Source organism: Rhizobium lusitanum (genome assembly GCF_014189535.1).
GTDB lineage: Bacteria > Pseudomonadota > Alphaproteobacteria > Rhizobiales > Rhizobiaceae > Rhizobium > Rhizobium lusitanum_C.
This window is the reverse complement of sequence record NZ_CP050308.1, coordinates 128926-151206: the sequence shown is the minus strand read 5'-3', so window position 1 is coordinate 151206 and position 22281 is coordinate 128926. Positions and strand designations below refer to the sequence as shown.

The following is a 22281-nucleotide window of genomic DNA, read 5'->3' as shown; positions in this document are numbered from 1 at the left end:
CGCCCGGCCTCAAGCTAGGGGAATATCGATTATCGCCAAAATCAGACGGGTTGATTTTGCGCTGTTGGCGAGTACCCTTTCAAGGGCATCAGCGTCATGTCCTTCTTTGGCTGCCTTGAGGTCGGCGGCCATGCTGAGAGTCAGTTGCGCGAGAATGCGAACTAGATCCCCTCTAGTCTTCACTGACGACAGGCCCAGATCCGAATAGCGCCACCCTTGCATGTTCACGCGGCGGGCGAATGCGGGACTGTCTGCCTTTTGGAGCAAGGCCGATCCACCACTCTCATAACTCTTGATAGCATTGTCGATTGCGTTCGAGAACTTCCCAAAAAATGCATCTCCGATAATACTTTGAACTGCGCAGTTGCCATTCGTAATTTCCTGGACGCCTGGCCCCAACTGTTCGCCGGATATGTCATTCGCTCTATGGATGATTTCCTCAATCGATCCGCTGATCCCTTGCGCACTAGCCGTTGCGACGGTGAAAGCAATGAAAATAACGACCGAAATAAAGCGCCTCATTTCCCTACCTTCTCCATTGTTTGATCCAGATCACGGCATGCTGTGCTGACAGCCTCTAATCGCTGGCCAAGAAGCATATAACCCTCGCTCTTGAAACCAGGGCAAATCTCTAGCAACAGCCCCATATAATGCGGCTCGCTCAGCGCGCCCGCCATCCGTTGAGTCCGGGCCTCCCCGATCAGCCCATCAAAGGCCTGCAACTGAACCTTAAGCCTAGCGCTGAGCGGCTGCACGTCGGAAGGGTTTCTCGCTTTGTTTGCTGCGTCTAGGTCTTCGAGCGTGCTGGCAAGTCTTTGAGACGCGCCTTGGATTTCGTTGTACATCCTGTATTGATAGTCAGCGTGCAATGTAATCTGAGCTGCCTCTAGCTGACCGTAAACAAGATAAGCCGTATAGGCGGCGGCCACAGCGGCGAGGAATGTGCCGACAGCGCTTACGCATTGAGCCCAGACCTCAATCCGGTCTTTCATCCCGCACCGCCTTCAACAGCTACTGCATTCTCAAACTCTTAGCATGAGCGCACCTTACTACTTGCCAAGTGGTCTGTGTAGGGGCCGACATGTCAAAGAACGGTACTGACTTCGCTCAGCTCGACACGGTGCATAAATCAGGCAGACCGCATAAAAAGTCCACGCATTTTCATATGAAGATCGATGTTCACTCCGAGGCGTAGCAGACAGCCTGCAATTTGTTTCCATCAGGATCGCGGACATAAGCAGCATAGTAATTCGGGCCGTAGTGAGGCCGAGGGCCTGGCTCTCCTTCGCTCTTACCTCCCAGTTTCAGGGCCTGTTCATGGAAAACATGAACCTGAGCTTTCGTATCGGCAATGAAGGCAACATGCGTTCCATTTCCCCATGTTGCAGGACGGCCATCCTCCGGGGTGTAAATGTAGATGGTCGGCATCTGCCCGTCTCGTTCATAGGCCAATGGCTTTTCTGGTGGCTTGGGCAACCTGGAAAAGCCAATTGCTCCCAGCACGGCGTCATAGAATTCTGCCGAGCGTTCCTTATCATTCGTTCCCAAGGTGATATGGCTAATTATGGACACGGAAAGTTCCCTCGTTTCTGAGCAGGCTGTCGAGTTTTACAATTCTACAGTGATTACTACTGACAACGATATGTCAGTAGTAAATGGTGCGCGGAGCGTCTTGCCGGGACTCCAGTTGACCGGGTAGGCACTAACATGGAACGCACGAGCGGATGCAGTCGATCCCGCTCCCCCTTGGGGCCGCTATGCTGAAGCTCCTGTGGCTGCCTGTTTTCCGCCCTTAGCGTGGTGAGAATGTCCGAAATCCCGCCTGCGGCGGCGCCATGCTGATTTCTCCGATGCTCTTCATTGTTCATGTCAATCACCCACCGATCTGTGGGTATCGCCCCCGCATATCGACGATCGTGCTGGGGTAAGCCGCGGAGGTGCCCTGCCACCACCGCGTGGCGGGCAGTGACAGGGCATGCCGCTGACGCAGGTGGCATTGCGACAGCGGCGGGGCGGCGCAAGCTATATCAGACAATCTAAGCGAGATAAATTGATGTCCACCAGGAGAAGCGGCGGTACGTGGAAACCACCGGGCTCAAGGCTGATACCACGTTTCAACCGCTCCAGAGTAGCTACGAGATGGTTAGGACGCCTTCTGGCTAACGCCTTGAAATTTCAAGGCGAGCACAGCGCAACACAGTGCTGGCAGAATGCCGAAACAACCGAGCTCAAAGATTGACGGCAAGTTGCGGCTCAAGGGCGTCCATAGTAGCAGGCTGGCCGACGTGGTTGTGGCGATATACCCGGAAAGCGGTGAAACCAAGAGGAATGCTCGTGCGCTCAAGGTATCCCGTAGCGGCAGCATGAATGTCAAATGGATCGCAACCGGCAACACACCGAGGACAGCGGCAATCGGAATCGCGACGATGGCAACCGGCAGCACGTCCTGAAACGAACGGAGGAAAAGCAGAGCGACCAAGATGTTGATCACCGCTATCTGAGGGCCGAATGCGAGGTTGTACAGAACAAAAATGCGCGTTTGATATGTCACTACGTATCCGCTCCGGCAACTACCGCAAAACGAGAACAACTTGAAAGTGTTTAAACCCTGAGATCAAGCCGAGGCGGACGCGGTTCAGGTGCATTTCCATCCTATTCTTCAGCCAGGCTCCCGATTAGCGACAGAAGCCTGCTCCTCACGCGGGGTGGCAGCAGCAGGATATCCTCCATCAATCGCCCACCTTCAGCGGTCGCGAGATACGCGATGCGCTCGTCAATCTCGGATGTGACCTGACTTGGCTCTCCTGCGAGCGGATCAGGAAGCCCTTCGAAAAACCGTGCCACGGGGATCCGCAGGTAGCTCGCCATCTTATAGAGCATCGAGGCGCTGACGCGGTTTTTGCCCGTCTCATATTTCTGCATCTGCTGATAGCTGAGGCCGATACCTTTTCCCAAATCGGTTTGTGACAGGTTGGATTGAATTCTGAGAATGCGGATCTGCTGTCCGACGTGACGATCGACAGGATGGCCTTCAGAATCGGATGACGACGCCGGCCATTGCCCATAATTAGCTCTCATGTGTAGCTACCTCACAGTCACAAAAGACCGTGATAGCCACGTTGGCGCATCTCCGCTTTCGTAATCTTGCTACTAAATTCATGCTGCCAAAACTGTTTGGAGAATATCCAACAATTTCCCGATAGTCTCCAAAGGGAGGAGTACAACGATGGCCACCGTTCTTTATTTCGCCGACAGCCAGTCTAAAGGTTGCGGTGCCACGGTTCGTTTGCCGTCCGGGGAGCCGTGTATGCTGTCTATCGCACAGACAAGTGTGCAGGTGAAAAAATCGCGGTTTGGTCTGCTTGGGGCGATCCTGTACCGCGAAACCGAAACCTACAAAGCTACCAGAACTGCCATAGGCTCTTGCCTACCTCTATCCCAACGACAAGACCCCGGCCGGTGTTCATAGTCTTGTTTTACACGCATTCTTCAATGCGCTACTTCATTGCGACAACGCTGCGGAAGTGAGCCTTATGTTGAATGACGCCGTACGACAGGCTGAACGGCAGGCTGGTTGCGCCTTGGAGGATATATCGTCCGAGAATTTCCCCGAATGGGCTGTTCCGACCCATCGCTGAAACCTATAGCGGTTGTGGCCAGGCTGGTCGGATCAGAACTTGACCAATGCTCGTAAGCGGGTCGCTTCGCAAACATTACTAGTTCTCGGAATGGGCTGTGGGATCGACTCAAGCACTATCCTACGATTGCGGGGTCAAACCCTGCCACTCTTAAATTCACAGGATTCTATTCCACAGATACAAGACATGATTGCAGCTGTTCTTTTTTCGTTCTAAGCAGTTGGAAGTTAAAGCGGTGAGGCGAAGTTGGTCATGTCCGAAGAGTTGGCAAATCCGAAGCTCTTTATTTCGTACTGCTGGAGCAATCAGGATCATGAATCCTGGGTTGTGAGATTCGCCGAAGAACTGGTCAGCCAGGGCGTGCATGTCATTCTGGATAAATGGGATCTCAAACCTGGCAACGACGCCAATGATTTCATGGAAAGTATGGTCAAGGACAAGACCGTGACCAAGGTCATCATGATTTGCGATGAATCTTACGTCACCAAATCGGACGGCCGGAAAGGCGGTGCCGGGACCGAGGCTCAGATCATCACGCCCGAGATTTACACGGAGACCAAGCAGGATAAGTTCGTTGCAATCGTGCGGGAGCGAGACGAACAGGGCAAACCGTTCCTACCAACATACTATAAAGGACGGATCTACTTCGATCTTTCCGATCCGGCGACATATGCAGAGGAATTCGACAAGATTGTTCGATGGGCTTGGGACAAACCCTATCACCAGCGCCCGGCGCTTGGTTCAGCGCCAAGTTTTCTGAAAGCGGACAATGCACCAGGCAAGATCGCGAGCGTGGTCGCTCATCGAAGGGCCTTGGAAGGAATCAGGGGCGGCGCTTCAAATGCAGTTGCCCTTGCCGGCGAGTATCTTGAGATCGTTATTGGCGGTTTGGAAAGCTTCAGACTTGCGACGAGTGATCAGCATCGCGAAACGTTTGACGAGATAGTCATCGCAAGTATCGAGGAATTCACGCCTTATCGCAATGAGCTCATTGAGCTGTTTGCCGCTATCGCCCGGCATATGCCAACAGAAACCATGGCTGAACTTTTGCACCGCTTCTTCGAACGATGGTTGCCTTACTTTCAAGCCCCAGAAATCGCGCGCAGCTATAGCGAATGGGATTTCGACAACTATCGATTCATTGCGCACGAACTGTTCCTGTACGCAATGGCGGCCTTTCTCCGGTTCGAGAAGCTCGATATGGCCGCCTATCTCACGAATACGGAATATTACTTCCGCGATCGCCTTGCCGCTGGATCAGAAATGCGATCCTTTAATGTCTTAGACGCCCATCTACACTCGCTCGAACATCGCAATAAGCGCATGAAGTTAGGACGTTTTTCTCTTCAGGCTGATATGTTAAGAGAACGCAACCAGGGTACTGGCGTTGTATTCCATCATCTTATGGCTGCAGACTTTGTCTTGTTTCTTCGCGGTATTGCGCAAGAACGTTACGGTTCTTGGTGGCCAGATACTTTGGTTTATACGGGCCGGTCGGAAGGACCGTTTGAGATGTTCGCACGAGCGAAATCGGCAAAATATTTTGAGCGGTTAAAAGGGTTGTTGGGTGTCGATAGTGCATCGACCTTCAAAACGTTTATCGAAGAGCTAGTCGCAAATCGTGATCGCGTTCCCAGGTGGCATGTCCATACGCTGAACGTGGGCGGGTTATGTGGATTGGCAAGCTTGGCAACGTCTCCCTAGTAACCTCGCGTTATGCAACCCTCACGGTCTCAAGTAACGAGAGGTACAAAAGGGGCAAACGCCTTTTTCATTGATCAGAGGCCATTCAAGTGGGCAATTTATACCCTATTTTGCTGTCAATCGCGTCGTTTGCGTTATCGCTTTTCACCTTGTGGGTGACGCAATTTCGCCGTGGTCATCTCAAGATGACGCAGCCCGCCCTGCTCTGCCTCATGCGCGAGCAGCCATCTGGGCGGTACAAATTTTTTATCCGAACATTGCTCTATTCAACGGCCAGCAAAGGCTGCGCCGTTGAGCACATGTTTGCGCGGATACAGACGACTTACGGATCTTATCTTTTTGATTTTTGGGGCCATACAGAATCTGGAAAACTCACGCTGGGTAGTGGCCTTTTTGTCGGGCAGGCAGGAGTTTGTGCGGATCACCATTTCAACCCGCGACGCGACGCCAACGAGTTCTTCTTCTGCGATGGCGACTATCATATCGAGATATTCGCCAAAATCGTCGGTCGAGGAAAACCTCAAAAGCTCAAAGAGCTGAAATTCACGATCGACAGCCTTCAGGCGGCAACTCTGATCCAGATAATGGATACCGAGCTTTATCTGTATTGGAATGCAGAGTCGGCGAATTACGACAGCGAGTTACGGAAAAACAACGAAATGTTTCCGCTGGAGCCGCCGAAGTTCCCTTCGTGGTTTAATCCAGGCGGCCAGAATCTAGGCTGAGGTATCGCCGCGACCTTACGGCTTCCGCCATTTGTCAGGATGCCCCTTGTCTGTATTGCGAACGCGCTCGACCAAAGGCGTTGAGCCAGGGCTGAGTTCTTTCGCACGTTCGATAGCTTCCTTTTGCGTGGGAAGAACGTCGCTTGCCCTCTGAGAGCCAGGACGCCGCACTGCATAATCACCTTGTTCCCGGCGCTCGATAAAGAGCTCATCCTTCTTGGTCATTCTGATTGTCTCCTGACAAATCAGCCATACAACCTGGAACAAATTGGCTGAAACGCTATGCATGTGGGGCGCCTGAAATACCTCCGCAAGAGGCCTGATCGGCCCGAAGCTGATTTTGGTCAAGTCGCATGTGGCTTAAGCGGGGGCCAAGTGGCGTTGCCCCTTTCTTCCCCCAACAGGTCTTCCGCCCAGCTTCCTCCACTGCGTTCCGTGCAGCCGGGTCCCCGCGAAGACTGTTGTCCCCTTCCATCCCCATCGCTCGCGCGACCCCGGGAAGCAGAACGCGGTTCTGCTCCGTGTTCGATTTGAACAATCAATGGAAGGACTAACACCATGGACACCATCGCCATGACCACCGCAACCGCCACCGAGCCTGTCAGCATCCGTGCGACCATCGAGCCGATTGCTCTGTCCCGGCTAGTGCCGAGCAAGGCCAACGTGCGCTGCACCAATAGCACTATCGGCGTGTCGGAGCTGGCCGACAGCATCGAGGCCCACGGCCTCCTCCAGAACCTCACCGTCCGCAAGGGCAAGAAAGGCAAATACGAGGTGGTGGCAGGCTCCCGCCGTCTGGCGGCCCTGCACCTGCTGGCCAAGGAGGGACGGCTGGCCGAGGATGCCGCAATCCCCTGCAACGTCCGTGACGACGACAACGACACCGAACCGTCGTAGGCCGAGAACGTGCAACGGGAAGCCATGCATGTGGTGGATGAGATTCTGAGCTACCGGCAATTGGCAGAAAACGGCATGGCCCCGGACATCATCGCCTCCCGCTTCGGTCAATCCGTCGTCACCGTGCGCCAGCGTCTGAAACTCGCCAAGCTCTCGCCCAAGGTGCTGGAAGAACTGCGCGGCGACGACATGAGCATCGAGCAGGCGCGTGCCTTGGCGCTGAGTGACAGCCACGACGAGCAGGAACGGGTCTGGTTCGAGTCACCGTCCTATAACCGTGACCCGCGCAGCTTGCATTCGATGCTGACACGGGAACATGTGCGCAGTACCGACCGGCTGGCCCGGTTCGTGGGGCTTGAGGCTTACGAGGCGGCTGGTGGCGGCATCACCCGTGACCTGTTCGGGGACGACAGCAGCACGTTCCTTACCGACCCGGCGTTGCTGACGCGCCTTGCCATGGCGGGCTTGGAACAGGCGGCGGAACCCCTGAAGTCCGAGGGGTGGGCGTGGGTGGAAACCTCGCTGGAAACCTCGGCCCTCTACACCAGCGGCTACGGACGCATTTATCCGCAGACCCGCGACCTGACCGACGACGAACAGGCCGAGTTGTCGGCCCTTGGCGAAGCTTGCGATGAAGTACAGGCGCAGCTTGAGACCTACGAAGAGGGTGACCCTGCCATCGAGGCCGACGAGGCCAAGCTGGCGGACATCGAGCAGCGTATTGACGCCATCCGGGATGCAACCCGCCGCTATGCCCCACAGGAGACGGCGCTGGCCGGATGCATTGTCGCCATCGACCATGGCGGCGGACTGCATATCAGCCGGGGTTACGTGAAGTCCGAAGACCGGGACAGGCTGGCGCATTTGCAGCGTGGCGAGACCGAGGCAGCGGACAGCGAAGACGACGAGGCTTCGGCCCCGGTGGCCGTACCAGAACCGGGCTATTCCGCCGCGCTGGTGGAGGAGTTGACCGCCATCCGCACCGCCGCCTTGCGCGTCGAGCTTGCGAACCGTCCGGCGGTGGCGCTTGCCGCCCTGCTTTATCCGCTGGTGGGCCGTATCTTCCTCAGTGGCTACGTCTCCTATGATGCCGCCGTGGAAATCAGCGGCCAGCGCCGGGAACTGGCCCTGTCCATCAAGGAACCGGGCGAGGTTCGCGCTCTTGCCGCATGGCAGGCGATGAAGGAGGCATGGGGCGATACGCTTCCCGGCCAGCCTGCCGACCTATGGGCGTGGTTGCTCGACCAGTCCACCAACAAGCTGCTGGAATTGCTGGCCTTCGTGACCGCCGCCAACCTCAACGGTGTCAAGGCCAAGCATGAGCAGAGCCGTGACCGTCTCGCGAATGTGGAGCGGATTGCCGTGGCAGTGGGTCTCAACATGGGCACGTACTGGACGGCAGATGCGGCGTTCCTTGGCCGTCTGAGCAAGGCGGGCATTGCCGAGGTGCTGGTCGAGGCCGGATGCGCCGCTCAGGTGGCACGCGCCATCGAGAAAGCTCCGAAGGCCGAGGCGGTGGCCGAAGCCGAGAAGCAGCTTGCCGGGAAAGGCTGGCTCCCTGCCGTGCTACGGACGGCGACTGCCGACTAGCCCCTATCTACCGCTATCCCCATTGGCCCGGGCCTCGTGTCCGGGCTTTTGCGTTGCCGGGGAAACGCTCAGGCTGGCGCCGCCGGGTTCGACCCGCCCGGCGCCAGGGCGAGAAGCCCCCCTTTGGCCCTTCCTCTCGCGCTCTCCTCCCGCCCGCTAGTCGATAATATCGATGATCTCGTAGCTCTTCACAATCGCGCCAACGCCGTCGTTCAGGAGCGCCAGGAGGCTTTCTTTCGAGATGGGCACGGTCTCGATCTTCTCCAGCTGCATCGGCGACCAACTGTTCTCGGGTTCACTCTCAACATCTTCACGGAGTTCGCGCAGCGCCTCGCGGGCACTGTCCTCGTCGTCAAAGAATATCGAGTATATGCCGATAAAAGCCCAGCGATCCGCACGACGTTTGTCGACAGATGCGGAAGTGTAAAAGGTGAGCGACTCAATCTGGGGCATGCTTACCTCCAAATGCTTTCGGCGCTGCGGACGACCGCCGTGCTCGGATATGACCGGCGTTCCAGCCCGGTCACAACTCATAAAAGTATGAGCTCTTGGTCAATTGTAGGATTCTAAATCCCTCGGAGTGATCCGTACGGGTTCGACCCCCGTCGTCCGCACCAAATCTACAGGCAACCGCCAGACACGGGCCTTTTTATCGGAAAATTCGCTTGCAAAAAAGGCGACCCGCTGGGCCGCCTTTTTTCGTCTACGTCAGCATTGAACGCCTAGCGAATTTCAATTCTGAACGCGCTGCGCGGATACCATCAGCCGTCGCTGTAACGACGATAGCCTGGCGGGCAGGTTGATAGCCGGTCCGGGACCCACCATCCCCATTTTCAAGCGCCAAGGCCCTTCATCCAGGCGGCTGGCAGCACGCGCCACCGGTTGGGTCATGCGAGCCAGGGAGACACCTGGTGCCTTCGGACATTGTCCCGGCGACCACTGGCCGCATGCGCCCGCTTCAGGCAATCGGGATCAGGAACCCGTATGGACACCCTCGGCCTCCCCCTTCAGCCCGAAACGCCATATTTATTAGGTGACCTTTATTTTAGGCTTGCAATATATATCCCCTTGAACAAGGGAATGGGATACGTTACGCGTAACCAACGGCAAGTAGCTTTGTGACGGAACAAAGTGCAACCCTGGCCATCTATACTTACCACGGCGACCCAAACGCACTGACTGTAGCAGGGAGATCGCATACAAGTACTCCCGCCAAGCCGCCGACCAGATTCAATCTACGAGGCAATTGCTACATAGATGCTCGACTTTTTGTAGAAATATTATTTTTGACTGCTGACATACTTCACCTTGGCGCACTGGGCGCGGAGATGATGCAATCACGGGCTACAAAGGCGATGGAGCCGCTCAGGAGGGAAGAATGACGAATTATACCTGGAATGGGACCAACGGCGACTGGAACACCGCTGGCGACTGGTCGCCCAATGGGACGCCGGGGGCGGTAGACACGGCCACGGTCAACAGCGGCTCGGTCGACGTCAGCTCGATAGACTTTGTGGGAGCTTCCGCCCTTACGGTGAACGCCGGGGGCAGCATGACGATCGAGGGCGTGCTCGAAATCGGCGGAGCCCACCTCAATATGGTCCCCAATACGCTCTCGGCGATCGGTCCCATCACCGTCAACGGTGGCGCGCTGATCGCCGGCGGTTTCCTTACCTCGGCCAGCGGGACCATCATCCTCTCCAACTATGGAACATTCCAGTGGAATGGTGGCCAGTTCGTGGGAGGCGCCGACGCCTCGGGACTGACCGTCGATCTCGGTGCGACGGATAGCGGCACGTTCGTGTTCTCGCAGCCCTTCAACGGCACTATCACGGACTTCAATGCCGGCGACATCATCTCCTATAGCGGCACCGGCACGGTAAATTCGGTCGATATCGTCGGCAACGCCGCCATATTCAACACAAGTGCGGGAACATTCACGATCAACTTCGATCCGAGCGTGAATACCGCCGACTTCGTAATCTCTGGCAACACCATCACCACCAACCAAGTGCCCTGCTTTGTCTCCGGCACACGCATCCGTACGACGCGTGGCGAGATAGCTGTGGAGGACCTTCGCGTCGGTGGCCTGGCCGTGACATCCTCGGGCAAGGCACGACCCATCGTCTGGATCGGCCACCGCCGGATCGAGCGCCCGGCGCCTGAAGCCTGGCCGGTGCGGGTTATGGCCGGCGCGTTCGGTGACAACCTTCCCGTTCGTGACCTCTTCCTCTCGTCTGGCCACGCAGTCTGCGTCGACATGGCCGGCGAGGTATTCGTTCCAGTCGGCCAGCTGGTCAACGGATCGACCATCGACTGGATCGAGGTTCCGGAGGTGACCTACTGGCATGTGGAGCTTGAGAGCCACGATGTGCTGCTCGCCGAGGGGATGCCTTGCGAGAGCTACATGGATGCCGGCAATGGTGCTTTCTTTGGCCGTGCGTATAGCCGCCTCGGTAAAGTCGATCCTCAGCGCGTCGCCGAGAGCTTGGCCCGATATGCCCGGCCGTTCGTTGACGGCGGCCTGATCGTCGAGGCCATCAGGGAGCGCCTCGCCTGCCGCGCCGAGGCGATCACTCCGAAACAAGCAAGCAAAGCTGCGTGATCTTAGGTGCCCTGCCGACCTCAGTCCGCAAGCGTCGTAGCCTTACGAGGTAGAACTGCTCTTGCTCCACGAACTGGAGCGGTAGGGATACTGGAATCAACCACACGCTGGTCTCAACGGACGAGCAGTTTATCAGGGGTTGTCCGATGATGTCCGAGGTGCCGGCCAGCTTCGTTTCTGGAACTCGCATCCGCACCCCGCGCGGCGAAATCGCCGTAGAAGACTTGATTGCGGGCAACTTGGTGATAACCGCCGCCGGAAACGTGCGCGCCATCGTCAGAATCAGCTCACGGACGATCCGCAAGCCCCCGCGCGAGTACTGTCCGGTGCAAATCAAGGCTCGGGCTTTTCCGGGCGACACTCCCAAACAGGATCTACAGCTGTCACCAAGCCACGCGGTGCGTGTGCGGGCAGTGGACGATGTGTTGATCTCGATCGGCCAATTGATTAATGGCGCTACGGTTGCCTCAGTCGACGTCGATGAAGTCACCTATTGGCATCTCGAGCTGGAAAGCCACGCGGTGCTCCTGGTCGAGGGGCTCGGCTGCGAGAGCTGCCTGGATTGCGGCGGCGTTTGGTTCGCCGACGCCCCACCCGCGGAACAAACGACGGCCGTCGTCGAGCAACGCGCGCAATCGCTGGTAAAAGGCGGCGCGGTCGTGGCAGCGATCCGCCAGCGTCTGCTCTCCCGCGCGGAATCGATGGGCTGGCGCCACACCACGGGAATGGACCCACACCTCATGGTGGATGGCCGGCGCGTTGAGCCGACGATCGATGACAATCTGGCGGTGTTTATCTTCCCAACCGATGCCAAGGAAGCCATACTCGGGTCGCATACTTGGGTCCCGGCTGACGACGGCGCAAGCCCGGACAGACGGACACTCGGTCTTTCGATCCATGGCCTTGCACTCTTCGACGGTCTCCGTGTCAACCGTCAGCTTTCGCTCGACGAGGTTGAGGGCTTTTACCCTGAGGAGGCTGTCCAGGGCTGCGCTTGGCGCTGGACCAACGGTCGGCTTCCCCTGCCTCCCGACCTCTGGGCCGATTGCCGCGGCCATGCCATCCTGCGCCTCGCCTTCGACCCCGACGCCGGCAGATCCTGGATTCCACCCATGACCACGCCAAAGCGTGAGCTCCGCCGAGCGTTCATGAGTAGTCCAGAGGTTCACCTCGTCAGTCCTGCCAATGACGATCGAGACGTACCGCCCGCTCCCATCATTGATATTGCCCACGAGCTTGTCGCTGAAGGACCTGCTCCCCACCACCCGCAGTCCAGCCATCTCCGTGTCGTCGATTTACGCCCCGGCGGGATGCTTCTCGGCAACCTTGTTCACGGCGCCCTGGATCAATTTCGTCGTCATGTCTTCGCTCCTTGTCGCATGGTTTTGATCCGGCGTCCGGCCCTGCACGAGGCCAAGTCCGACACGGTCCTGCATGACGATGATGTCGCGAGAAGCGTTGGGCATATGCCAGATGCTTGCCACGTTGACGGAACCGGAAACCTGGTGGTTCCCCAACAAAAAAGGCGACCCATTGGGCCGCCTTTTTTTCGTCTGCGTCAGCGTTGAACGCCTAGCGAATTTCGATCCTGAATGCGCTGCGCGGATACCACCAGCCGTCACTGTGGCGGCGATAGCCCGGGCGGGCGCGTTGATAGCCCTGATAGCCATTCCATCCACCGGGGCGGTAATGCGGCTGACGACGGTTCGGGCGATGCCTTCTGTCGTCCCAACGGCGGCGGTCGCCCTCACGGTATTGTACCTGTTCGACGGCGGTGCTTGCCGCCGGCTTGGCTGTATTGAGCGGCGCGGCAACCGAAGGCGTAAAGGATGCGAGTCCCATGATCAGCGTCAACGCTCCAGCGCCGACGATATTGAAAATCTTGCTCATGACGTCTCCATTCAAAGTTTGCAGCTCTTCATTGAACCCTAATTGATGAACGCATCATGAATGCCACCAGAAATAGCGATCACATCAAAGGCATCGCCTCTATCGCACTTTGCAGTAGTTTTTTTGCTGACGGGACCGGCTATTGGCACGGATGCCTGCTGGCTCCACAACACAAAAAAGCGCAGCTTTCGCTGCGCCTTTTGATGGATTGGCAAAGTACTAATCAGGCGACGAGCTTGGCCGCGATCTTGGCGACGTGGGCTCCCTGGTACTTCGCGGCTTCCAGTTCGATTTCCGAAGGCTGACGCGAACCGTCGCCATTGGTGATCGTGGACGCGCCGTAGGGCGAACCGCCCTTGACTTCTTCCGTGCCCATCTGGCCCTGGAAAGCATAGGGAAGACCGACGACGACCATGCCTTGGTGCAGAAGCGTCGGAATGAAGCCGAGGATCGTCGATTCCTGGCCGCCGTGCTGGGTGGCGGACGAGGTGAAGACCGAGCCGACCTTGCCGACTAGCTTGCCTGCAAACCACAGGCCGCCGGTCTGATCCCAGAAATTGCGCATCTGCGAAGCGACCGTGCCGAAACGCGTGCCGGCACCGACGATGATGGCGTCGTATTCGGCCAGCTCATCCGGTGTTGCGATCGGCGCGTCCTGGTCGAGCTTGAAACAGGAAGCCTTGGCGACCTCTTCCGGCACGAGTTCCGGAACGCGTTTGACGGTTACCTCGGCGCCGGCCGACTTTGCACCTTCAGCGACGGCATAGGCCATCTTCTCGATGTGACCGTAGGCGGAATAGTAAAGTACCAGAACCTTAGCCATGGGTGTCTCCTGTTTGTTGGACGCGCTGATTGTCGGGGCAAGTTGTACCAGCGACGGGACAAGGACGCAGCCCCGGCAACTGGAACGGACTGTTCACCTGACGAAGACGAAAATTCATTTGCGGTCGCTTTTCTAACGCAGAGGATACGAAAACGGCAGTTTTCATTCGCCGCAAACGGCGCTACCTATTTCAAAACCATTTTCGAACGCGCGCCTGCGCAATTCCACGGATACTTCCATGACCAATGAAACCATTGTCACCGCCGCCATGCTGGCCATCGGCGACGAACTGCTCTCCGGCCGGACGAAAGACAAGAATATCGGCCATCTCGCCGATGTCATGCTGCTGTCCGGCATCGACCTGAAGGAAGTCCGTATCGTTGCCGACGATGAAGACGCCATTGTCGCCGCGCTGAATGCGTTGCGTGGCCAATATGACTATGTCTTCACCTCCGGCGGCATCGGCCCGACGCATGACGACATCACCGCCGACGCCATCGCCAAAGCTTTCGGCGTGCCTTGCCAGCACGATGCGGAGGCGATGCGAATCATGGCGGAGATGTATGCCAAGCGCGAGATGGAATTCACCGAGGCCCGCCAGCGCATGGCGCGCATGCCCGTGGGATCGAAGCACATCGCCAATCCGGTATCGACCGCGCCGGGGTTCAACATCCGCAACGTCTATGTCATGGCCGGCGTACCGCAGGTTTTTCAGGCCATGCTCGACAATGTCGTGCCGACGCTGCGCTCCGGCACCCGCATGCTGTCGGCGGCGATTTCCTGCCCTTACGGCGAAGGCGAGATCGGCACGCTGCTCGGTGCCATCCAGAAAGCCCATCCGGATACCAGCATCGGTTCCTATCCGCGCTATGTCGGCCAATCCTTCTCGACCGAGATCGTCGTGCGCGCCCGCTCGGCCGAGCTGGTCGAAAGTGTCGCAGCTGAAGTTCAGGCGATGATCGAGGCCATCAGGCAGTCGAAAGCCAAGGAAAATCAGTCCGCTGAGGCATGACGCTCGACGAGGTCTTTTTCATCAGGGAGGGAACCGGAGTGATATCGGCGCATTAATATCATGCGGAATGCTGATATAATGAACCGAACCGATCCCTTCCGCACGGGAGATCACGTCATGTCCTATAAAACCATCTTGGTCATTCTCGACACGCCAGACAATACAACGGTCGCGGTCGATTTTGCGGCAGCGCTCGCCAAGGAGCATGGAGCTCATATTATCGGCCTGCATGCGGAAATCGTCTCAACCGTGCCGCTGGTCGCGCCGATGGAGATCCCCGATCCGGTGGCCGTGCAGGCCCTGCAGGACATGGCACACAGCCAGGCGATCGAAGTCGAACAGCTGTTTCGCGCGAAAATGGAGCGCGAGGGTCTCGATTACGACTGGCGCAGCTTCTTCAGCACCGTCGGCTACGGCTCCGAACCCCTGATCGAAAGCGCCCGCAGCGCCGATCTGCTGATCGCCGTGCAACCCGACCCGTCCAAATCGTCCGACTCGAATGTCGATGTCGAAAGCTTCCTGTTCGAAAGCGGACGGCCGGTGCTGATGATCCCTTATATACTTACGCAGCCAAAACCGATCCGCCGCGTGCTGATTGCCTGGAACGGTTCGAAGGAAGCCGCCCGCGCAACGTTCGATGCCATGCCGTTTCTAAAGGCTGCCGATTCCGTGGAGATTCTGTCGATCGACACGTCCGAGAGCTCCAAGCGCTCCCCAACGGACACCAGCCTCGAGATCGAGGCAACGCTCGCCCGCCATGGCGTTCGCGCCACGCTGACGACGGAAAGCTGCGGCGGCAAGACGCCATCGCAGGTCATCGAGAACCGCCTCGCCGACAACTCGATCGATCTGCTCGTCATGGGCGCTTATACGCATTCCTGGCTCTGGCAATTGATCTTCGGCGGCACGACGCGGACATTGCTGAAATCGATGACGGCGATGACGCTGCTGGCAAGGTAAGTACGTTTGTGATTGCCTGAGGTGCGCACGATCGCCCGGTTTCGAAGCGCTGCTGTGCCTTTTGCACACCCTGCCGAATGTGTGGCATAGCGGCAGCTCTTGCCTTTTCGCCGTAAATCCAGCAGAAAACAGCGACCGATGACAGAATTCCCGCCAGGGAACCATTCGCGCGGTCTACGGAACATGACCCAAAAGCGCCAGGCCGCTTCCGGGTAAGATCATGTTCAGGCAGATGGCGAGCGAATCGCGTTTCAGGATTTAGTCCATGGTCCGCGCCCGTCGCGGGGTCTGCTCAGGGTCGCCGGTAGCGCCGGTGTGTCGTTATGTCTGCTCCCGGAGCTCCTGAGCCATGTCCCTGCCCGATAAAGCCTTTCCCGTATCCTGGGATCAGTTCCACCGCGACGCCCGCGCCCTTGCCTGGCGGCTTGCCGGCCTCAACAAGAATTTCAGGGCGATCGTCTGTATCACCCGCGGCGGCCTCGTGCCTGCTGCCATCATTTCGCGCGAACTGAACATCCGCCTGATCGAGACCGTCTGTGTCGCCTCCTATCATGACTATTCGACCCAGGGCGAAATGGATCTGCTCAAGGGAATCACACCAGAGCTCCTCACCGACGGCGGTGAAGGCGTGTTGGTTGTCGACGACCTGACCGACACGGGCAAGACGGCTGCCCAAGTCCGCACCATGCTGCCGAAAGCGCATTTCGCCTGTGTCTACGCCAAGCCAACCGGCGTGCCGACCATCGATACCTTCATCACCGAGGTCAGCCAGGACACCTGGATCTACTTCCCCTGGGACATGGGCTTCACCTATCAGGAGCCGATCGCCAAGGGTCATCGCGGCTGAGATCCGTTCGGGACTCACACGAATCACTGGTGATTCTCCGTGACGCATCCGATCTGGCTAATATATCAGGAATAGAGGTGGGCGCTTCGGCGTCCACTATATTTAGTGCTCTTCTCTCAGCAAGAACACGCGGGATTCAAGGCCTTCCGCCCGAATCATAAGACGCCGCAGCATGGTTTTGCTCCAAAACCAATGGTTTCAGGGTCACGTTCACAATATTGTCGCGTTGACCTCCGTCGTTGATGGTATTTACCCCCAAAGCGATCGTCCGAAAGGCGAGCTTTTTCCGCCAAGCGCTTGAATCTTCTGATGTCCCAGCGTTTCCCCGGTTTCCACAGGTATCCCCACAAGATATTGTGGTTAAAAATCTGTCGCAAACCACCCCTTGACGGAATCGGGTCTTTCAAACTTAATAAGAAACGTTGCGGCGGCGACTGGGCCAGGCGGGATAACGAGGACTGGTCCTCAATTCGAAATCGGATTTTGATTCAGGGCGATGAACCATTGCTGGTCGCGCCGTGAGGTTTTTTGTGCCGATGTCGATGCTGCCAAAAAAACACATGCGGGGACTGGCAGCAATAAGCTGTTAATACTATATTTAGTGTTTGCAGCCACCATCGACACAAGATAGAGGAAAGTCATCTCCGAATGACACCCCCTGTCAGATAGCGGAATGAACAATGGCTGCGCGTTCAAGTCGCGAGGCCAGACGAGAACTTTTGCGCCCTGTTTACGAGGCAGGTGTGCTCCAACGAATGAGGTTATGGGACCATGCGCATCGAGCGTCGCTTTACGAAGGCAGGCCAGTCACCCTATGCGGAGATCGAATTCCGCAAGGCCACCAGCGAGATCAAGAATCCCGATGGCTCGATCGTTTTCCGCCTCGAAAACATCGACGTGCCGGCGCAGTTCTCGCAGGTCGCCGCCGACATTCTGGCGCAGAAGTATTTCCGCAAGGCCGGCGTTCCGACCAGGCTCAAGAAGGTTGAGGAAAACGACGTTCCTTCCTTCCTGTGGCGCTCCGTTCCCGATGACGCTGCCCTGAAGGACCTGCCGAAGGAAAGCCAGACCGGCTCCGAAATTGATGCGCGTCAGGTCTTCGACCGTCTGGCCGGCACCTGGACCTATTGGGGCTGGAAGGGCGGGCATTTCTCGTCCGAGGAAGACGCGTCGGCTTTCTGCGACGAGCTTGCCTATATGCTTGCCACGCAGCGCGTCGCACCGAACTCACCGCAGTGGTTCAACACCGGTATGCACTGGGCCTATGGCATCGATGGCCCCGGCCAGGGCCACTATTATGTCGACCCCTTCACCGGCAAGCTCACCAAGTCCAAGTCGGCCTATGAGCATCCGCAGCCGCATGCCTGCTTCATCCAGTCGGTCGAGGACGATCTCGTCAACGAAGGCGGCATCATGGACCTCTGGGTTCGTGAAGCCCGTCTCTTCAAGTACGGCTCCGGCACCGGCTCGAACTTCTCGCTGCTGCGCGGCGAAGGCGAAAAGCTGTCCGGCGGCGGCCGTTCCTCCGGCCTGATGAGCTTTCTGAAGATCGGCGACCGCGCTGCCGGCGCCATCAAGTCGGGCGGCACGACGCGCCGCGCCGCCAAGATGGTCGTTGTCGACATCGACCATCCGGATATCGAGGAATACATCAACTGGAAGGTCAAGGAAGAGCAGAAGGTTGCCGCCCTTGTTACAGGTTCGAAGATCGTCGCCAAGCACCTGAAGGCGATCATGAAGGCGACCGTCAATTGCGAAGGCGACAATGACGATTGCTTCGACCCGGCCAAGAACCCTGCCCTGAAGCGCGAAATCCGCGCCGCCAAGAAGGATCTGGTTCCGGAAAACTACGTTCAGCGCGTCATCCAGTTCGCTCGCCAGGGCTACAAGGATCTCGAGTTCAAGACCTACGACACCGACTGGGACTCCGAAGCCTATCTGACCGTTTCCGGCCAGAACTCGAACAACTCCGTCTCTATCAAGGACGAGTTCCTGCGCGCCGTCGAGAACGATGCCGACTGGCACCTGACCGCCCGCAAGGACGGCAAGATCATGAAGACCCTGAAGGCACGCGACCTCTGGGAATCGATCTCCTATGCCGCCTGGGCATCGGCCGATCCGGGCCTGCACTTCAACACGACGATGAACGACTGGCACACCAGCCCGGCCGCCGGCCCGATCCGCGCATCCAATCCGTGCTCGGAATACATGTTCCTCGACGACACCGCCTGCAACCTTGCCTCGCTGAACCTGATGATGTTCAAGGATGCAGCGACCAAGCGCATCGATATCACTGACTATGAGCATGCCGTCCGTCTCTGGACCGTCGTTCTCGAAATCTCGGTGATGATGGCGCAGTTCCCGTCGCGCCGCATTGCCGAACTCTCCTATGAATATCGCACGATCGGTCTCGGCTACGCCAATATCGGCGGCCTGCTGATGTCCTCCGGCATTCCCTACGATAGCGACGAAGCCCGCGCTATCGCCGGCTCGCTGACCGCGATCATGACCGGCATTTCCTATGCGACCTCGGCTGAAATGGCCTCCGAACTCGGGGCGTTCCCGATGTTCAAGCCGAACCGCGAGAACATGCTGCGCGTCATCCGCAACCATCGCCGCGCCGCCTATGGCGAGACCTCCGGTTATGAAGGTCTGTCGGTCAACCCGGTGGCGCTGATCCACTCCGAAAATCCGGACCAGGATCTCGTCGCCCATGCCAAGGCTGCCTGGGACAAGGCGCTGGAACTCGGCGAAAAGCACGGCTACCGTAATGCCCAGGCAACCGTCATCGCGCCGACCGGCACGATCGGCCTCGTCATGGATTGCGACACCACCGGCATCGAGCCGGACTTCGCCCTGGTGAAGTTCAAGAAGCTCGCCGGCGGCGGCTACTTCAAGATCATCAACCGCGCCGTTCCGGAAGCGCTGCGGACGCTTGGCTATAGCGAAAGCCAGCTTGCCGAGATCGAAGCCTACGCTGTCGGCCACGGCAACCTGAACCAGGCGCCGGCCATCAACCCTTCGACGCTGAAGACCAAGGGCTTCACCGACGAGAAGGTGGAAACCGTCAACGCAGCGCTGAAGAGTGCCTTCGACATCAAGTTCGTCTTTAACCAGTGGACCCTCGGCGCCGACTTCCTGAAGGGCACGCTGAAGGTTTCCGACGAGCAGATGGCAGACATCAGCTTCAACCTGCTCGACCATCTCGGCTTCTCCAAGAAGGATATCGAAGCTGCCAACATCCACGTCTGCGGTGCGATGACGCTGGAAGGCGCGCCGTTCCTCAAGAACGAACATCTCGCGGTCTTCGATTGCGCCAATCCTTGCGGCAAGATCGGCAAGCGTTACCTCTCGGTCGAAAGCCACATCCGCATGATGGCCGCCGCCCAGCCCTTCATCTCGGGCGCCATTTCCAAGACGATCAACATGGCCAACGAAGCAACCGTCGAGGATTGCAAGAACGCCTACATGCTCTCCTGGAAGCTCGGCCTGAAGGCGAACGCGCTCTATCGCGACGGCTCCAAGCTCAGCCAGCCGCTCAACTCCTCGCTGATCGAAGACGAGGATGACGAGGATGCACTGGAGGAATTCCTGCAGGCTCCGGCTGCCGCACAGGCCGTCACCGTCACCGAGAAGATCATCGAGCGCATCATCGAGAAGGTCGTCCGCAGCCAGGAGAAGCTCCCGGGTCGCCGCAAGGGTTACACCCAGAAGGCCAAGATCGGCGGACACACCATCTTCCTGCGCACCGGCGAATATGACGACGGCCGCCTCGGGGAAATCTTCCTTGACATGAACAAGGAAGGCTCGGCTCTGCGCGCCCTCATCAACAACTTCGCCATCTCCGTCTCGCTCGGCCTGCAATATGGCGTGCCGCTCGAGGAATATGTCGACGCCTTCACCTTCACCAAGTTCGAGCCGGCAGGCATCGTCACCGGTAACGACGCGATAAAGAACGCCACGTCGATCCTCGATTACGTGTTCCGTGAACTGGCCATCTCCTATCTCAACCGCCACGATCTCGCGCATGTGGACACCTCGGACTTCAACAATACGGCGCTCGGACGCGGCGTATCCGAAGGCAAGGCCGATGTCGTCTCCAAGGGCCTGACCCGCGGCTACAAGCCGACACTGGTGCCGACCTCGGGCGAGCGCCCGGCAGCCGAGATCAAGGGTTCGGCCACGGCCGCTCCTGCCCGCGCCGCCTCTGTCTCGACGATCTCCGCTTTCTCCGGCAACGCCGTGCGCAAGCTGGAACCGACGAGCGCCATCTCCACCTCGGAAGTCGTCGCCTTCAAGCGCGATTACGAGGAACGCGCCAAGGAACTGGCCGAAGAGATTGCCGAGGAAGTGGCAGAAGAAACCGGCCTCTTCACCGACAAGGCGGCGGACGATGCGGCAGCAGCCAAGACCGACGCCAAGAAGCTGGAATCCGAACGCCGCGCCCGCTCCATCATGCAGGGCTACACCGGCAACATGTGCACCGAATGCCAGAACTTCACGATGGTCCGGAATGGAACCTGCGAGAAGTGCGACACATGCGGCAGCACGAGTGGGTGCAGCTGATCAAAAGTGAGCGGGCTTGTTTGGGCTTGTCACAAAGTGATTATGCCTAGGTTTCCGCGCATTCTGTTCTGTTAGAAATGTCAGAGAGCGGCCGAAAGGCCGCTCTCATTCGTTGGAGCGAACCTTTTGCCGCAATCATTGCGAGGCCATAGGTTCCTGTTCGCTTCCCTTGACGCGTTCCCCTGATATCCGTGTTTATAAATGGCTCTGTTTTCGACCATCGATAGAGAAAGTGAGATCCCCGTGCCCTACACCGCTTCCAACCTCCTCCTCGATCTCGACGGAACATTGGTCGATTCCCAACCAGGTATCCTTTCAAGCTGCCGCGCGGCATTGCGTGCTCTTGGCCATGAAACGGACCCGGAGATGGATATCCGCTCGATCATTGGCCCGCCGATCGAAGACGTGATGCGGTACCTTCTCAGCTCATTCGGCGATGATCGTGTCGCGGAAGCGGTCGATGCCTACCGAGCTGACTATGGAACTCGAGGTCTGTTGCTGAGCGAGCTTTACCCCGGCATCAGGGAAACACTCGTCGAGCTGCATTCTCAAGGCACCCGCCTTCTTCTGGCGACTTCCAAACGACAAACATTCGCACAGCGCATTCTCGACAATCACGGACTGTCGGACCTTTTCCAAGGCATATATGGCTCGGTGCCCGGAGCCGGTCTGGACCATAAGCCTGAACTGCTGGCGCATATTCTGCAGGATACTGGACTGGCCGCCCAGAACTGCCTGATGGTCGGCGATAGAAAGTTTGACATCGTCGGAGCCCACGCGAACCAGATGCGTGCCGTCGGTGTTCTTTGGGGCTATGGTAACCGTGAAGAACTCGAGCTTGCTGGCGCGGATCTTATTCTAGCAGCACCAGAGGAATTGAGATCATTATCGAGGTAAGAGGCGCGCTACCACAGGCTATCTGGACACGCAGCCACTGTGAGAATCTCATGCACTATGATTCGCACTACCCGATAATTCTGCCTCCGCTCATCAGGAAGCCACAGGCAGTGATAACGTCATCTAT

20 protein-coding genes are annotated in these 22281 nt (G+C 57.9%); 11 read left to right on the top strand and 9 right to left on the bottom strand.

Annotation, left to right across the window (positions count from 1 at the left end; genetic code table 11):
- Nucleotides 1-9 precede the first annotated feature (9 nt).
- From HB780_RS14470 to HB780_RS14450, 5 genes are all read right to left on the bottom strand, one after another.
- The gene (locus HB780_RS14470; protein ID WP_183692880.1) at nt 10-522 is read right to left on the bottom strand and encodes a hypothetical protein; all 513 of its coding nucleotides are present in this window, start codon (nt 520-522) and stop codon (nt 10-12) included.
- A complete protein-coding gene (locus tag HB780_RS14465) occupies nt 519-992 on the bottom strand; it encodes a hypothetical protein (protein WP_183692878.1) in 474 nt (157 codons plus the stop codon). Before HB780_RS14465 ends, HB780_RS14470 begins: the two co-directional genes overlap by 4 nt.
- Nucleotides 993-1179: 187 nt before the next feature.
- A complete protein-coding gene (locus HB780_RS14460) occupies nt 1180-1572 on the bottom strand; it encodes a VOC family protein (protein WP_183692876.1) in 393 nt (130 codons plus the stop codon).
- A gap of 571 nt (nt 1573-2143) precedes the next feature.
- Nucleotides 2144-2551 carry a hypothetical protein gene (locus tag HB780_RS14455; protein WP_183692874.1) on the bottom strand — a complete coding sequence of 136 codons (408 nt, stop codon included), beginning with the start codon at nt 2549-2551 and terminating at the stop codon, nt 2144-2146.
- A gap of 101 nt (nt 2552-2652) precedes the next feature.
- Nucleotides 2653-3078 (bottom strand): helix-turn-helix domain-containing protein, encoded by a 426-nt coding sequence (locus tag HB780_RS14450; protein ID WP_183692872.1) that lies wholly within the window; start codon nt 3076-3078, stop codon nt 2653-2655.
- Nucleotides 3079-3890: 812 nt separating this feature from the next.
- Here HB780_RS14450 and HB780_RS14445 point away from each other — a divergent pair.
- Both HB780_RS14445 and HB780_RS14440 read left to right on the top strand, forming a co-directional pair.
- On the top strand, nt 3891-5342 hold the full coding sequence (locus HB780_RS14445) for a toll/interleukin-1 receptor domain-containing protein (RefSeq protein WP_183692870.1): 1452 nt from the start codon (nt 3891-3893) through the stop codon (nt 5340-5342).
- Between the two features lie 89 nt (nt 5343-5431).
- A complete protein-coding gene (locus HB780_RS14440) occupies nt 5432-6067 on the top strand; it encodes a hypothetical protein (RefSeq protein ID WP_183692868.1) in 636 nt (211 codons plus the stop codon).
- Nucleotides 6068-6082: 15 nt separating this feature from the next.
- Here HB780_RS14440 and HB780_RS14435 read toward each other — a convergent pair whose 3' ends face one another.
- Nucleotides 6083-6292, bottom strand: coding sequence for a DUF2188 domain-containing protein (locus HB780_RS14435; RefSeq protein WP_183692866.1), 210 nt, complete (start codon nt 6290-6292; stop codon nt 6083-6085).
- Nucleotides 6293-6625: 333 nt separating this feature from the next.
- On the opposite strand from HB780_RS14435, the gene HB780_RS33050 reads away from it, so the two are divergent.
- The gene (locus tag HB780_RS33050; RefSeq protein ID WP_286203110.1) at nt 6626-6964 is read left to right on the top strand and encodes a ParB/Srx family N-terminal domain-containing protein; all 339 of its coding nucleotides are present in this window, start codon (nt 6626-6628) and stop codon (nt 6962-6964) included.
- A 30-nt stretch (nt 6965-6994) separates the two neighbouring features.
- Complete coding sequence (locus tag HB780_RS14430; protein ID WP_286203109.1) at nt 6995-8554, top strand: ParB/RepB/Spo0J family partition protein; 1560 nt, start codon at nt 6995-6997, stop codon at nt 8552-8554.
- A 156-nt stretch (nt 8555-8710) separates the two neighbouring features.
- On the opposite strand, the gene HB780_RS14425 is transcribed toward HB780_RS14430, so the two are convergent.
- The gene (locus tag HB780_RS14425; protein ID WP_183692864.1) at nt 8711-9007 is read right to left on the bottom strand and encodes a hypothetical protein; all 297 of its coding nucleotides are present in this window, start codon (nt 9005-9007) and stop codon (nt 8711-8713) included.
- A 925-nt stretch (nt 9008-9932) separates the two neighbouring features.
- On the opposite strand from HB780_RS14425, the gene HB780_RS14420 reads away from it, so the two are divergent.
- Nucleotides 9933-11159 carry a Hint domain-containing protein gene (locus tag HB780_RS14420; RefSeq protein ID WP_286203108.1) on the top strand — a complete coding sequence of 409 codons (1227 nt, stop codon included), beginning with the start codon at nt 9933-9935 and terminating at the stop codon, nt 11157-11159.
- Nucleotides 11160-11305: 146 nt separating this feature from the next.
- A complete protein-coding gene (locus HB780_RS14415) occupies nt 11306-12727 on the top strand; it encodes a Hint domain-containing protein (protein WP_183692862.1) in 1422 nt (473 codons plus the stop codon).
- A gap of 4 nt (nt 12728-12731) precedes the next feature.
- Here HB780_RS14415 and HB780_RS14410 read toward each other — a convergent pair whose 3' ends face one another.
- Together HB780_RS14410 and wrbA are read right to left on the bottom strand one after the other, a co-directional pair.
- Nucleotides 12732-13049 carry a hypothetical protein gene (locus HB780_RS14410; RefSeq protein ID WP_183692860.1) on the bottom strand — a complete coding sequence of 106 codons (318 nt, stop codon included), beginning with the start codon at nt 13047-13049 and terminating at the stop codon, nt 12732-12734.
- 223 nt (nt 13050-13272) lie between these two features.
- Nucleotides 13273-13872, bottom strand: coding sequence for an NAD(P)H:quinone oxidoreductase type IV (gene wrbA, locus HB780_RS14405; protein ID WP_183692858.1), 600 nt, complete (start codon nt 13870-13872; stop codon nt 13273-13275).
- A gap of 238 nt (nt 13873-14110) precedes the next feature.
- Here wrbA and HB780_RS14400 point away from each other — a divergent pair, with 238 nt between their 5' ends.
- From HB780_RS14400 to HB780_RS14380, 5 genes are all read left to right on the top strand, one after another.
- Complete coding sequence (locus HB780_RS14400; RefSeq protein ID WP_183692856.1) at nt 14111-14884, top strand: competence/damage-inducible protein A; 774 nt, start codon at nt 14111-14113, stop codon at nt 14882-14884.
- A gap of 117 nt (nt 14885-15001) precedes the next feature.
- Nucleotides 15002-15844: a universal stress protein gene (locus HB780_RS14395; protein ID WP_183692854.1), complete on the top strand. Its 843-nt coding sequence runs from the start codon at nt 15002-15004 to the stop codon at nt 15842-15844.
- Nucleotides 15845-16193: 349 nt separating this feature from the next.
- Nucleotides 16194-16691: a xanthine phosphoribosyltransferase gene (gpt, locus tag HB780_RS14390; RefSeq protein ID WP_183692852.1), complete on the top strand. Its 498-nt coding sequence runs from the start codon at nt 16194-16196 to the stop codon at nt 16689-16691.
- A 771-nt stretch (nt 16692-17462) separates the two neighbouring features.
- Nucleotides 17463-21257 carry a vitamin B12-dependent ribonucleotide reductase gene (locus HB780_RS14385; RefSeq protein WP_183692849.1) on the top strand — a complete coding sequence of 1265 codons (3795 nt, stop codon included), beginning with the start codon at nt 17463-17465 and terminating at the stop codon, nt 21255-21257.
- Nucleotides 21258-21458: 201 nt separating this feature from the next.
- Complete coding sequence (locus HB780_RS14380; RefSeq protein WP_183692848.1) at nt 21459-22154, top strand: HAD hydrolase-like protein; 696 nt, start codon at nt 21459-21461, stop codon at nt 22152-22154.
- The last annotated feature ends 127 nt before the right edge of the window (nt 22155-22281 follow it).

Excerpts from the sequence above, each read along its gene's own strand:
- HB780_RS14400 (WP_183692856.1), top strand. The coding sequence starts at position 14,111 with ATGACCAATGAAACCATTGTCACCGCCGCCATGCTGGCCATCGGCGAC.
- HB780_RS14420 (WP_286203108.1), top strand. The coding sequence starts at position 9,933 with ATGACGAATTATACCTGGAATGGGACCAACGGCGACTGGAACACCGCT.
- wrbA (WP_183692858.1), bottom strand. The coding sequence starts at position 13,872 with ATGGCTAAGGTTCTGGTACTTTACTATTCCGCCTACGGTCACATCGAG.
- HB780_RS14415 (WP_183692862.1), top strand. The coding sequence starts at position 11,306 with ATGATGTCCGAGGTGCCGGCCAGCTTCGTTTCTGGAACTCGCATCCGC.
- HB780_RS14435 (WP_183692866.1), bottom strand. The coding sequence starts at position 6,292 with ATGACCAAGAAGGATGAGCTCTTTATCGAGCGCCGGGAACAAGGTGAT.
- HB780_RS14385 (WP_183692849.1), top strand. The coding sequence starts at position 17,463 with ATGCGCATCGAGCGTCGCTTTACGAAGGCAGGCCAGTCACCCTATGCG.
- HB780_RS14450 (WP_183692872.1), bottom strand. The coding sequence starts at position 3,078 with ATGAGAGCTAATTATGGGCAATGGCCGGCGTCGTCATCCGATTCTGAA.
- HB780_RS14470 (WP_183692880.1), bottom strand. The coding sequence starts at position 522 with ATGAGGCGCTTTATTTCGGTCGTTATTTTCATTGCTTTCACCGTCGCA.
- HB780_RS14465 (WP_183692878.1), bottom strand. The coding sequence starts at position 992 with ATGAAAGACCGGATTGAGGTCTGGGCTCAATGCGTAAGCGCTGTCGGC.
- gpt (WP_183692852.1), top strand. The coding sequence starts at position 16,194 with ATGTCCCTGCCCGATAAAGCCTTTCCCGTATCCTGGGATCAGTTCCAC.
- HB780_RS33050 (WP_286203110.1), top strand. The coding sequence starts at position 6,626 with ATGGACACCATCGCCATGACCACCGCAACCGCCACCGAGCCTGTCAGC.
- HB780_RS14445 (WP_183692870.1), top strand. The coding sequence starts at position 3,891 with ATGTCCGAAGAGTTGGCAAATCCGAAGCTCTTTATTTCGTACTGCTGG.
- HB780_RS14425 (WP_183692864.1), bottom strand. The coding sequence starts at position 9,007 with ATGCCCCAGATTGAGTCGCTCACCTTTTACACTTCCGCATCTGTCGAC.
- HB780_RS14380 (WP_183692848.1), top strand. The coding sequence starts at position 21,459 with ATGGCTCTGTTTTCGACCATCGATAGAGAAAGTGAGATCCCCGTGCCC.
- HB780_RS14410 (WP_183692860.1), bottom strand. The coding sequence starts at position 13,049 with ATGAGCAAGATTTTCAATATCGTCGGCGCTGGAGCGTTGACGCTGATC.
- HB780_RS14395 (WP_183692854.1), top strand. The coding sequence starts at position 15,002 with ATGTCCTATAAAACCATCTTGGTCATTCTCGACACGCCAGACAATACA.